Source organism: Desulfomicrobium salsuginis (assembly GCF_054657795.1).
Genome location: NZ_BAAHYA010000002.1, coordinates 845,941 through 858,913 on the forward strand (window position 1 = coordinate 845,941; position 12,973 = coordinate 858,913).

At 47.4% G+C, this 12,973-nt stretch carries 9 protein-coding genes and 1 pseudogene; 2 read left to right on the forward strand and 8 right to left on the reverse strand.

What is annotated here, in order from left to right:
- Positions 1-541: 541 nt before the first annotated feature.
- Together ACYQ3G_RS11040 and ACYQ3G_RS11045 are read right to left on the reverse strand one after the other, a co-directional pair.
- A complete protein-coding gene (locus tag ACYQ3G_RS11040; protein ID WP_459825833.1) occupies positions 542-916 on the reverse strand; it encodes a hypothetical protein in 375 nt (124 codons plus the stop codon).
- Positions 913-1,245 carry a colicin Z C-terminal domain-related protein gene (locus ACYQ3G_RS11045; RefSeq protein WP_459825834.1) on the reverse strand — a complete coding sequence of 111 codons (333 nt, stop codon included), beginning with the start codon at positions 1,243-1,245 and terminating at the stop codon, positions 913-915. Before ACYQ3G_RS11045 ends, ACYQ3G_RS11040 begins: the two co-directional genes overlap by 4 nt.
- A gap of 620 nt (positions 1,246-1,865) precedes the next feature.
- Here ACYQ3G_RS11045 and ACYQ3G_RS11050 point away from each other — a divergent pair.
- Both ACYQ3G_RS11050 and ACYQ3G_RS11055 read left to right on the forward strand, forming a co-directional pair.
- Positions 1,866-3,026, forward strand: a pseudogene (locus tag ACYQ3G_RS11050) (transposase); the annotation flags it as partial.
- 137 nt (positions 3,027-3,163) lie between these two features.
- Positions 3,164-4,834, forward strand: a complete 1,671-nt coding sequence (locus tag ACYQ3G_RS11055; RefSeq protein WP_459825835.1) for an IS1634 family transposase — start codon at positions 3,164-3,166, stop codon at positions 4,832-4,834.
- Between the two features lie 392 nt (positions 4,835-5,226).
- On the opposite strand, the gene ACYQ3G_RS11060 is transcribed toward ACYQ3G_RS11055, so the two are convergent.
- The 6 genes from ACYQ3G_RS11060 to ACYQ3G_RS11085 all read right to left on the reverse strand — a co-directional run bounded on the left by ACYQ3G_RS11060 (position 5,227) and on the right by ACYQ3G_RS11085 (position 12,681).
- Positions 5,227-6,843, reverse strand: a complete 1,617-nt coding sequence (locus tag ACYQ3G_RS11060) for an ATP-dependent nuclease (RefSeq protein WP_459825837.1) — start codon at positions 6,841-6,843, stop codon at positions 5,227-5,229.
- A gap of 118 nt (positions 6,844-6,961) precedes the next feature.
- A complete protein-coding gene (locus ACYQ3G_RS11065) occupies positions 6,962-7,810 on the reverse strand; it encodes a toll/interleukin-1 receptor domain-containing protein (protein WP_459825839.1) in 849 nt (282 codons plus the stop codon).
- Positions 7,782-9,005: an AlbA family DNA-binding domain-containing protein gene (locus tag ACYQ3G_RS11070; protein ID WP_459825841.1), complete on the reverse strand. Its 1,224-nt coding sequence runs from the start codon at positions 9,003-9,005 to the stop codon at positions 7,782-7,784. Before ACYQ3G_RS11070 ends, ACYQ3G_RS11065 begins: the two co-directional genes overlap by 29 nt.
- A 143-nt stretch (positions 9,006-9,148) precedes the next feature.
- Entirely contained in the window at positions 9,149-9,820 is a 672-nt protein-coding gene (locus ACYQ3G_RS11075) for a YEATS-associated helix-containing protein (protein WP_459825843.1), read from the reverse strand.
- A gap of 283 nt (positions 9,821-10,103) precedes the next feature.
- Positions 10,104-10,370, reverse strand: coding sequence for a hypothetical protein (locus ACYQ3G_RS11080; protein ID WP_459825844.1), 267 nt, complete (start codon positions 10,368-10,370; stop codon positions 10,104-10,106).
- Entirely contained in the window at positions 10,354-12,681 is a 2,328-nt protein-coding gene (locus tag ACYQ3G_RS11085; protein ID WP_459825846.1) for a PHP domain-containing protein, read from the reverse strand. Before ACYQ3G_RS11085 ends, ACYQ3G_RS11080 begins: the two co-directional genes overlap by 17 nt.
- Positions 12,682-12,973: the final 292 nt, after the last annotated feature.

The window sequence follows — 12,973 nt, forward strand, 5'->3', positions numbered from 1 at the left end:
CTCCCTTCCTCCTCGTGTTTCGGAAGGAAGGGGATAAACGCTGAGGAAGCCCGAGCGAAGTGTTTTTACGGTTCTCTCAAATTCAGGGTGGCGCCATTAGGGGTGCCCATGAGCTGGCTCCATTAAGGGTGCCCATGAAATGGCGCCATTAGGGTGCCCACGGTTTGGCGCTATAGGGGTGCCCGTTCACACATGGCAAATTCGATAGCCTCAAGTGGGGTCGGCGGCGGAACAGGGTGATTCTCATTTTCATATGCACCAATGAGAGTCCCCCAGACCTCCAGTTCGTCAAACTCAGGGCTACCGGGCTCCGAGTCGAAAATTTCTTCGACCCGAGCCAACGCCGCTTCGTAGTCAGCGTCTGTCTTAATGGCACGGATCATCATACTCCACCTCTGCTGCTTTTATTATGTCTTTGCATCAAGACCCGCTTGGACAAAGAGACGATACTGTTTCCGGGCGCGGTCCCGATCAGCCCCAAACTGTTCAAGAATTCACTCTCCCCGCCTCAACGAAAGCATCGGTGACGATCACGCCAACCTCAATGCTCCCCATCGCCCCACATCTCGACAACCCGACGCGCCTCCTCCTCTGAAGCTACGGCAAGATGCAGCGTGTCCGGCAGGAAGGACTCATGAATCGGGATATCTCTCTGTTCAAAGATCTCTCCTATACGCAGGGACATCAAGCCTCCAACATGACGTGATGTCGCTGATTGCAACCTTTCAGCGATGTCGTTTCGCAGGGTGATGACGACCATGTTGCGGTTGGCGGCATCTCTACCGAGAGAGATGCTTGCCTGTCCCTTTTCGACCACGACGCGTTCGTTGCCGACGGTGAATTCGATTTCCGGTTGGGCCTTGCAGGCCATGAGGCTGCACACGATCAGCACGGCCAAGATGGTTGCAAATCTCATGGCGTCACCTTCACTTGAATCGTTTGCCCTAGCGAATGACTGCGGAAGCGGATACGTTGTATGCAATAACAGATTCCGGCAGTAAATGTATGGCTACCGGGACCTGTTACAAGATCAACAGTTTGCGATGGTCCCTTCCAGTATTGAATTTCGGCATCAAACGTCGAAGGTGCGCTTGATATGGTATCAAAATCAACTCGATACGTAAGCGGCCCACCCGTCAACTTAGCTAATTCAACCCATGGCCCCCACACTCTTGCAGGTGGTGCCCAACCTTCAAAACTTCGCATCGTCTGGTCCTCCATATGATTTTGGTTGAATAAAAACATGAAGGACTCATTTAGCAATATGCGGCGACACGTCATATTCGGATTGGACTGTATTTGTAAAAAATTGAATACTTATTTCTTGATTCACGACCGCCGGAGATGAATCAGAAATATGAGAACTCTCCATAGAGAAGCATAGAGAGACGAGGCTCAGCGCGCGAATCATATTCAGCGTCAGCTTTCTTTTCCAGCCAGCACCTCGGAAACTTTACTTTTTGAACCAAGAAACGGGACAAGGTCTTTTTGTTTCAGACCCCGCAGGTCCATGGCAAATTCAATAGCCTCAAGTGGGGTCGGCGACGGAACAGGATAATTCTCATTTTCATATGCATTAGGCGGGTTGACTTACAGCGGGCACTCCGTCTTGGAGCTGAATGATGAAATATGAAGGAACGTAGCGCGAGTTTTTGTTTGTAATAGCAGGTTATTAGATGAAGAATATGGCTGATTTTGAGCAGGAGAGGCGATTCTAAGGCTGAAAAATGAGCCTTTTTAAAGAAAAAATATCAGAAAATTAGACTGTTATTGGTCTCAGAGACCCTGGATCTTGTCAAGGCAGCTTAGCTGACTGTTGAAAAATTATCAGAAATATAGAAGGTTGCCATAAACAAGGAGTTGTTATGGGGCTTGGCAACCAGGGTGATGATCAGGGTCAGGTATTTGTCATGTGTGCGGATTTACCGCGTTCACCTGGCCACATTTTTTATGATCGATTGCAGTCCGTCTTGATCAAGAGTGGCTTTGACCGCTTTGTCGAAAAGCTCTGCGAGCCGTATTATGCGTCTGGTCCTGGCAGGAAATCCATTCCTCCGGGGCGATATTTCAGGATGCACCTGGTTGGTTATTTCGAAGGCATCGAGAGTGAGCGCGGACTTGAGTGGCGATGTTCCGACTCCTTGTCGTTGCGAAAGTTCCTGCGGCTCTCCCTGACCCAGCGGGTGCCGGATCACTCCAGTCTGAGCAGGATCAGGCAGCGACTACCCTTGGAAGTCCATCAGGACGTGTTCAGTTGGGTGTTGCAGGCACTGAGCAAGTCCGGCTTGGTAGTTGGAGAACGCCTCGGCATTGATGGCTCGACCATGGAAGCCAACGCGGCCATGCGCTCGATTGTGCGTCGGGATACGGGCGAAACGTATCAGCAGATGCTTGAGCGTATCGCCAAGGACAGCGGGATCAAGACGCCAACCCGTGAAGAACTGGCCCGCATGGATCGAAAGCGCAAAGGGAAAAAGCTTTCGAACAAGGACTGGAAGTCGGAGAGCGACGAGGACGCGCGGATCACCAAGATGAAGGACGGCCGCACCCACCTTGCCTACAAGCCCGAGCACGCCGTGGACCTGGACACCGGAGCGATTGTCTCCGCCGATATCCACAAGGCCGACCAAGGGGACACGACGACGATCGGCAAGACGCTGGAATCCGCCCGGAAGAATCTATCCGACGTTGGATGCACGCCGATAACCACGGCTCCGACGGAGGTCATTGCGGACAAAGGCTACCATTCTCGGGAAGTAGTGAAAGAATTGGATGGCGGATTCTGGAAGACAAGGATCGCTGAGCCGAAGGCGAACGGGCTGTACAACTGGAAGGGTGACCACGAGGCACGGCGGGCCGTTTACAACAACCGCGCTCGGTTGAAGTCAGCAAAAGGGCGCGAACTGGCAAAGCGACGAACGGAATTGGTCGAGCGAAGTTTCCAGCATGTGCTTGATCGTGGAGGCATGCGCCGAACGCACCTTCGAGGGCAGGAAAACGTCCACAAACGATACCTGCTGTGCGTGGCCGCCCAAGTTTGACAGCGACTTGAAGCCAACTACTCGTACTTATGGCCTTTATTTGTTTTCCACACCCAATTTGTAGTACGTACAAAATCTATAAAATTATTGCTATTCATAAATAATCCAGTTATTAGTAGTTTATGTTTGTACGAATAGCTAAGCAGAAACGAGGCGACAAAGTCTACCGCCATCTCCAGATCGCGGAATCTTTCCGTGATCCCGAGAAAGGCGGATCTCCGCGTACACGGATTCTGGCTCATCTCGGCACTATCGAGAGTTTAGGCGAAGACCAGGTCGAGCGACTCATCGCCGGCTTCCAGAAAGCTCTCGGTCGAGATCCGGCTCAGGCCGGCCCGCCACTCCTCACGTTTGCACGTGATTTCGGACATGTTCACGCGGTCCAACATCTTTGGGAAATTTTGGGGCTCTCCAAAACCCTGGCCCGCGCAGGGGTAAAGACTGGGGCTGGGTTGGATTATGCTGAACTGATCAAGTTGCTGGTCGTCAATCGCCTCTGCGATCCGTGCTCCAAACTGGCGCTGCTGGAGTGGCTGGACGGCGTCTGGCTTTCTGGATTTGAGCAACACCGCCCGGCCTATCACCATCTCTTGCGCGCCATGGACAGGTTACTGGACGCAAAGGAAGCCTTGGAGCCTTTGATAGCCAAGCGCTTCATGCCCAAGGCGCAGTGGGAAGGCGATCTGCTTTTCTATGACATCACGTCCACATGGTTCGACGGGGATCGGTCGTTGGCGGAGGATGACATTCGGCGCTTCGGATACAGTCGCGATGGCCGGTTTGATCGGCGCCAAATCACCATCGGCGTGGTTATGGGCAAGGAAGGCATACCGCTTTGCCACCATGTCTTTCCGGGGAACACCGTGGATAAGACCACTGTGGTCGAGGTGGTGAAGGATCTGAAGACTCGTTTCAAGTTGCGTAGTGTGGTGTTTGTCGGGGACAGGGGAATGCTCTCGGACCAAAATCTGGAGACATTGCTGGCCGAGGAGTTCGGCTTCATCGTGGCGCATCCATTGCGGCGTGGAGAGGAGGCGCGGAGCGTGATCGAAGCTCTGCGTCTAAAGATCTCGTTTGACGGGCAGGACGAGGAGATTGTCGAGGAAGTTCGCAGCGGGGTCCGGTTCGTTATGGCCCATTCCCCGAAGATCGCAGCCGAAACCAGGGCGAACCGCCAGGAGCGCCTTGCCAAGGCCGACGCCAAGATCCAGGAAATACTTGCTCCACGATCAGGCAAGGGGCGCAAGCCAAGCCCACAGGGTCAATACGACCGCATCAGGGATTACCTGCGTGACAAGGGCTTGCTCTCATTGTTCCAGGTTGCGCTCACCCAGGATCAGGTCATCGTCAAGGCGGACAAGAAACGCAGGGCTTGGGAAGAAAAGATAGATGGCGTCTTGCTCCTCGAAACCACCGATATGAATGCGCCATGCGCAGATATTATCAAACATTACAAAGAGCTTGCAGAAATTGAACGAGGCTGGAGAGCGCTCAAAAGCACCTTGGAACTACGCCCTGTGTATCACTGGACCGAGGAGCGAATCCGGGCGCATGTGTTTGTTTGCGTAATTGCATTGCAGTTGGAGCGTTGGATGCGAAACAGGCTCAAGGAAATGGCTGTGACTGTGCCGACAGCCATTCGTCTTCTGCGTCAGATCAAGATGGGGGAGATCATGGTCGGAGAACAGAAGCTGATGACTCCCAGTCGTCCCGCGGACGCACAAAAAAAGATCCTACGCGCCTTGGGCGCCCCACCGATCCCGACCAATGGGGAACAAGCAAATGTAGTGTAAACTCAGGGTGTCGCTGAAGGACTAATGTCCTAATTTAAAAAGAATAAGCTCGATATTGCTGTCAAACTTGAGTGGCCGGGTTCAATCTCGGCCTGCTGATGCGCCAGTTGATAGGTTTCGGGACCCCGAAGGGGTATTTTTACCTCAATTCAGCGCAGATTATTGTTTTTGCTTGGGGACGGATGGTCGTTTTGATGATTTTGGTCGAGATGAAGAGCGAGATCGGCGAAAAATTCGTCGGAGCGCAGATTACCGTAGAACGGTGTTGATCATGAATTAATCAACGGGCTGTTAGCCGATGCCGGATACATGACTGCATTCGATCTCTAAGCCATGAGAACATCCTTGACATCGGGGCGGGTCCATACATGGGTGACCCCATTCCCCCAGTTTCAAAACGATAACTCCCATGCGCGTACAAGTGTCTCAAATACAGATTTCATTTCCGTTTCGAATTGTTCTTTCGTAATTTCATCACCAACTCGTTTTGATAGACTTGTTTTCTGCTTGCCCGTCATACTTGCAACTTGCTGCTCCGTTCTTTTCCAGTCCAAGTGATTTGGATAGCATTCCTCCAATGAGCCGTGGGCTAAGACTTTAATTTGCCCTCTATCATTAAATCTTCTAAACTCCTTCATGAACTCATCAAAGCCGCCTTGCGCCTTTTGAGTTGGAGCATCGCACAAGACAACTATCTTTTCTTCGAATATAGAACTCTCAAGAGGCTTAAATGACTTTTTTATAGCATTAATTGAGCGCTTAGCTTGATGAGTATCGCCTTCAGCAGAAATTATTTGAATTGTCGGTTTATCGGAATAGAAGCGTTTAATTACACGGGTTAAAAATTCGACCTCACTCGGTCCTTCTACTATTAAAAAGTTACGAGGAAGCAATAGATCAGACGGGCTTCCACCTAGTAATTCAAAGACAACGTAGGGCTTATCCAGTTGATCGACATACCTAAAGTGAGTGATGCTATCTTCTTTCTCAACTTTATAAATTTTTTGAGATGGATGCTCGTCTGCTACAAATACCGATGAATGGGTATTTATAAATACTTGATCTAGATCAGCGCTCAATGTCAGGAGTACTTCTTTTAATTTCCGCTGTGCGGTTGGGTGTAAATGAAGCTCTGCTTCATCAATGAAGAATAAAAACGACTTGCCAGCATCTTCTCTACCTTTTCTGTAATCTGCATACGCCTGGATAATGGCAAGCATAAGAGCCCTCTGCATGCCATCACCTTTTTCGGATGCGTATGTTTCTACACCATCATCAACTCTAGTCTGGAAATTTTTTAGCAAGTCATTGAATTCAGGACTTGTGACTTCAAAACTAACCTTTGTGCATTCGGCAAATTGTTTTTCCAAATGAGTTTTAACATTGTCGCCCAAACGATCAAACTCCACCTTTACAGCTGAACCATCATCATCAAACAACTCATCAAACTTGTCTCTAAAAGCTCTGTATTGAGGATTGTCTTGCAGAATTTCTTCAAGAACAGAAGACAGCATAATGCCAACCGGAGTCTTCGCAGAATATTTTGCCACTTCATCAAAATATTGCTTGGTATGTATATATTCAAATTTTGGTAGAAAATCGTTAAACGCTTTATCAAACCCTGCTGGATTTTTAGCTAACTCTTCTCCATTTATTATTATTTTTCTTTTGCTAGGCTCTTCGCTTGATCTTTCAACAACTAACTTGTCGTTACCGTCTAACACACCTAACATTTTAGTCTTATTGGCTTCATTGCGCATATTTTCAGCGCCATGCAAAGCACCCGTAAACTCTATTTTTACTGAAATGGTTTTTAATGTATCTCCTTTTGGGTGTAAATCCTTCATAGACACACCTTTAGAAGTTCCATTGAAAAACCATTCAACCGCTTCAAAGAAATTGGTCTTGCCTGCGTTATTTTGACCTACAAAGATATTGAAGTTATCACAATCAAAATGAGCTTCGCCGATAGACCTGAAATTGCTTATAGATACTTTAGATATTTTCATCGTTCCCTGACCTCTGATTGAAACTTAGAAGTGGCCCCGGAAATTTGTACAAGCTTTTTGGTGGGAACGGTGGAGCCAGTTGGCTGTCCCCTCGATGGAATGGTTAGACATCGCCCCTCTACTTACCGGCTTCACAAAAAGCGCGAAGATCCCCTGCATAGGAGTAATGAGGAAACGCCTGAACGTTAAGTCGCTCCGCAATCGTATCAATGAGCTGAGAGACATCAGATTCCGATTTAGCTGGAATGGCATTTAAGGACGACAAGGGCTGTCTGAGGGCAGCCACCACCGTGCCACGAACGAGAACCGGCGCAAGGTACTTCTGCGCGCCCCAACGCGCGCCAAGTTCGAAGAGTGTGTACGTAGAGTTGAGGCTCGACGCGCTCAGCAATGCCACAAGAACGGTGGCATCAAAGACCTCCGATCTCAACTGCTCGTTGAAGCTTGATCCAGCAGGAAGCCGGTACCCCTCAACGCTTGTGCATCGGATTCGAGTTGGATCGATAGGAAGTGCAGCCCGGAGAAGTGATATGAAGCCCGCAGCCAGTTCGCTGTCATCGGTGCTATGGCTGATGAAGATGTCCAAGGTAACGACCTCTTTTGTTGTGCTCTGCGGTATGGATGGTTCTGATTCGAGAAACTTTTCACCCTGATAGGTTAGCCCTCCGAGCACGACAGCCGCACGGAAGGACATATTGCCACGAGCGCTGGCCTTCAGGAACCTCGCGTCGTGGATAAGGCTCTGCTGCTTCGCCTCAAGCAGACGATTTGCGACCTTCTGGAAAGCCTGTAGATCGCTCTCAGATTCGCTTGCTGGCTCGAAGTTTGATTCTCCAGATCGCACCCTCTCAAGTGTTTGTCGTAGAAGCTGCATACGATACCTTTCGGCGTCTAAAATAAGAATTATTTCGCCAAGTTGAGTTGTTAAGTGTTTTCCTCTACTTAAATTTATCAGTATGTCTTTCAAGAAACCTTTTATATTCATCTGAATTTCGAAAGCGTTCACTCTCTAATTCTATAATGATATCCAGAGAAGCGTCTATCTTCTCCGAGTCTATTTTTATGAGTAGATTTTTTGTAGTTGGCTCAGGAAGATTGTCAGAATATATTGTAGTTTCAATACAAAACTCAACTTTCTCTAACGCTCCAATGTGGAGACAGCTTTCTATCCATGCGGTACTTTGAGGTTGAACTTTTTCAACACTGGTTTCAACTAACCAATAATCTGAAATCCTTTTCACTGTTAAGTCACGCGATGCTACTACTCCTTGTAATTTATAGCTGATATCGCGCAGAGGGGAGTAGCTATATTGGGGCACCTTAGGCATTCCATATTCATCAAGTGCCTGTATGATATTTTTGGAGTCTTGAATTTTAATTTCAACCCTGACGTCATTAGCAACTCCGGAACCAGAGTTTTTTATTGCAAAATAGATGGGGAAAGTGAGTCGATGAATAGAGGTGAACCGGGTCAGTTCTCTATAGTAGTCTGAGTTAGTACGATCAAGGTCAAAACTATATCCCAAAGCTGGCCTCTGTTTGTTTCCTTTATAGTCAGGAATATCTTTCTGTCGTGGAACGTTTAATACCAAAGAAGATGATGAATATGTATCTGGCAGAATTTCTCTTTTTTCTTTATCGACGAAATAAATTTCTAAGATAGGGCTCTTCTCTTCAGACACAAATGAATTAATACCCATTTTCGAAATTTCGTCCAATTTAGCAATATCTGTAGAGCTTCCACGCTTAATATATACAGTTTCTTTTTTTAAATTTCCGTAATCCTTTTTGAGATAGAAGGGGCGATTCTGAATTGGGATATGGATTACCCCAATATGTTTGTTTTTGAAATCAAGGTTTCGATAAGAAAATGTAATTGGTTTTTGGGTCTTACTATTTACAAACTGTTGGATTTGGGCATCATCTAATTTCTCAGAAATACCTTCAACTTCGCTTTTCCCTCCTTTTACTTCTTTTATACCTATTAGGATAAAGGCATCAGTTCTACGCCATGAATTTGAAAAGGCCAAAATATCCTTAAGCAACTCACATTTCTCTTCATCCGATGCTTTTGTAAATTTATACTGATCACGCTTAAAATCTAAATCGACGCCTTCTTCTCCATAAAGCAATATGTCAATTAATGCAGTGTCAATTTTCATATTGTCTCGTGATGCATCGTATGCTTTAGTGGTTATTGGTCTCAGGGGCCCAGACATTATAGGGCTTGAACTCACGGCACAAAGAAAAGTAAAGGCAGACAAGCCCCCTTTTCAGCTCACATTATTGAGCGTATTTTTAAAAATTAATGTATCATGCCTTTAAAAATAGCTCGACCTTTTTGAGTTAAGCTCCAATAATTGTTTGGTTCTCCAGTAGTTATGGCAAGTCCATTCATGTGGAGCCACGAGAGTAATTCATAAACTTTTTCTATTTTAACTTTTGTTTCTTTTTTTATACCCTGTACTGTTCGTCTTGAATATTCGCTTGAACCTAAAGCTTTTATTATTTTTTGGTGTTCATTACCTACAACTGCAAAACCTTCAATTCTAATGCCACCGTTTGCTTGCTCTCCCATATCATGTTCTTCAATATCTGGTTCTGTTTCCTTAATAACTATCGGATCAATTTCTTCTTTTAATTTTTCAACTTCACGCTTAGCTTCTTCTGCAGTTTTGAGAATTTTTTGAGTAAGTGTTTGAATCATTGATCTGGAAGATATTGCTCCAAGGAGGCAAAACCCAAAAAAAACATAGTAATCAACATGTTTTGATGTACCGTCTAATATTCCAGATAGCAAAGTGCTAGAAATTGTGTTTAAAAATAATGGAACTAAAAAAGAAGCCCCTAACCCAATAAGAATAGACCAAAAAATTTCGTATAGTTTATTTTCTGGACTCCTAACTAGCGCATAATTAATACATCCGCCGAATATTCCTGCGATAATAATAAGTAACATTATAATTTCATTATTCATTTTTATTTATTTAGCATATATATTGTTATTGGTCTCAGAGACACAGGCAGTTAGATTGTGTCGCTTGCTTCGATTGATCGCCTTTGGCTTCGGATGTCTGTGCAGGAACACCTGGCGGAGATGCCATAGAAATTGGAGAAAGTAGGGCTAGAAAAAGAACAAGTGTTTTCATTGTAAATATCCGTCGCATGGGCTTCCTTTCTATCTAACGTGCCGGTGACTGGCCGGGGGACAATCAGAGCCGAGGCGCCGGCAGTTTTCCCAGTCCGTGTCCACTGGGTGGTTAGGGGGCGGGATTGCCATCCGATTTCTCAACTCCAACGATTGCCGTCATCGCTTCTTTTGTCTCCCTGTTGATTTCGCTTACCATGTTGTCGATACTGCGCTTCTCTTCCTCAGTGAACGTGCCTTCAAGAACAGGCACCTCCAGCGCGCCATCTTTGAGGAGCGCCTTGATCATGTCAGTGTAGACAAAAGCGTGTTCAATACCGTCGTGAGACTGAAGAACGGTGATTTCCTCTTGTTCGTTTTTTCTAAACACGAGCTTCATCTGTCCCCCTGAACCGTTTGAGATTGTACTTCTTGACACGCTTCTTGATTGACGCCTTTCCGCCATCCGTTGTTGCTGCTATCACATCTACAACATCGACGTCTCCCAGAACACCTTCGAGCGGGCTCGATCGGATCGTCATGAACTTGTCCTTACTCGTGCACACAATCACGTTTTGAGCGTCGCCTAACATCGGTATCGTTGCGTTGTGCGAGACAAGGATGATCTGCCGTGAAGCCTTGCACTGCTTGATTGCCTTGAGGAGACCTGCATTGATGTAGGAAGTCGCCAGATTGTCTTCTGGCTGATCAATGATCAACGGAGCTGTATCCGTTGAACAGCCAAGTACAAGGTCGAGAATCACCGAGGTCTTCCAGCCAGCACTCAGTTGATCGAAGTCCTTCCCTTCGCTGGTGGTGATGCGGTACTTCTTCTGATTCATCGCCTGGAAACGCGTTATCACCTCACGCCGAAGATCAGCATAGTTCATGACCTTTGGCGACCTCTTACGGAATCCGTCCGAGGACAAGGCAGAAGGAGTGATTGCATCGAAGCTGCTAATCTGACAGTCAGATTTAAGGGTCTGGTTCAGGATCTCCAGGAACTTGCCGGGGCTGAGTTCGAATGCGTTCTCAATGAAGAGCTTGTGCCCCATAGACTCGACTAATCTGGTGCTGCACTTGATGGCGAACCTGGCTATCCGATCACGTGAGGTGTAGAAAACATTGGTGTACCGCAGATAGTTCCGAATCACCCCCAGCAAAAGGCCAAACTGACGACTCTTGGTCTTGGTTTCTCGATCCTCAAGCGTCTGTCGTTGGTTTATGGCTTCGGCGTGACTACTCACAACCTGACGGATGGCTTCTTCAAACACGGACGCCGACCGCGCCGCATCAAGCTCTTCCTTTAGCCTTTCGACGAGGGTCCTATCGTGGTCGACGAAGGGGTTGGCAGCAAGGAACTTATCGATTTCATCCAACGACTTCTTGTGCTTCGAATATGTAGGTTCGGAATACTCAAACGTTTCCACAAGTGAGTCTTTGGGCTTAAGGTACTTCAGGGGGTTGCGCTTAATGAGTTTGGTGACTACGAGTCGGGACAGTATCGGAATTGTCTTCAACTCGCCTTCGAGTTGTTCAATCTTCTCTGCGGCTTCCACCATGTGGTTTAGATTTTCGGTCAGGTCTGCTAATCCGGCGTCAATAGCAGCTCTTTCAACCTTGTCACCAGGGAAAAGCTTCCTCAGCAGGTCGATGTGGTCGATCGTGTTGTCGTGGTCTTTCTGATCGCAGACTTTTACGATATAGTTCTGCTCCAAGTAGTGCGGCACCTGCCCTGTGGGACAGTCAACTGATATCTGATCAACGCCATATGCGCGATAATTGCTGTCTTCGAACGTGCCAAGGAGCTTCCGGTACAGGGAGTCGACAAATAGCGTCTTCCCACTTGACGACCCACCAATGACGACATTGAGTCCCGGCGTAAGAGCCGCGTCGATATGCAGGTAGTCATTAGATAGTGATACGTGCCGTATGAACTCGGCCCAAGTATCTGGTCGGGTTCCGTAGACAAGTCGAGCCGACTCCGACAGTGACAAGCGCAGACCATTGAAAGTCGGACCCGCGAGCATCCACGTTGGTACGAAAGGCTCGGCCTCCGAATTTTTTGATTCAGGATACTTGTCCGGATTGTAGTTATCGGTCGAGGTGATCAGGTTGACGAATTCTGCGATTCCAAGGCGCCGAAAGTAGTCTTGAGTACTCTCCAGACCTGAGTTGCTACGAGCAGTGAACCCGTCGAAATGGTTGTAGTAGATGCTGCGCTCGATAGTGGTGTCGAACTGGACACCTTTTGGAATCGATTTGTCGAAGGTGGAATGCGACTGGCCACCGTGGGGCAGGAGGACGAATTCGTATGCATCAAAGTGCTTTGCGATCTCCTCAATGGTCGGGATCGAGTCGGAAGCGCAGACTCTCTTTTTGGGGTACAGCGCGTCAAGAATCTTGTTTAATGCTTCGATGGCGTCTGCGGAGACTGGAGAGCGAAAGAATATGTGGCAATGGTAGGGCTGCTCTGTGCTGTAGTTCCGTACGTGCAGTTCGGCCCCTATCAGCAAATTGGGAAACAAGGACGCGGCGTTGAGGTAGGCGGCCTTGTTTATGGTGTTGTGATCAGTCAGTGAGATGAGATACGCAGATCCTGCCGCGCATGCCTGTATCTTATCGTTTAGTTTTGCCACATCATAGGCATGGTCAAGCTTGTCGGGATGCTTAGAAGTGTGGATATGGAGGTCAACGTATACTGGTTTCATGGGTTCCACGCTCCTTTCAATTTAAGTCAATATCGCTAACAATTAAGTCGCCCGCGCGGTGCTATCGTTATGGATGCCGCCATGCGAGAGACTAACTCGAAAAAGGACGCGGTTCCGCGTCGGGTGCATTTGCTCAAAGGCAATGGGTCAGGTCTGCTTTTGACGAAAGCTTGCAGACTAACATTCAGCCCATAAGCCTAATACGTTTTATGCTGTATTCCTGTATTATTGAGTCAGAAAAAAAGAAAACCCAATTTATATTTTTGAACATTGTCGACTTCTGGAAATCACT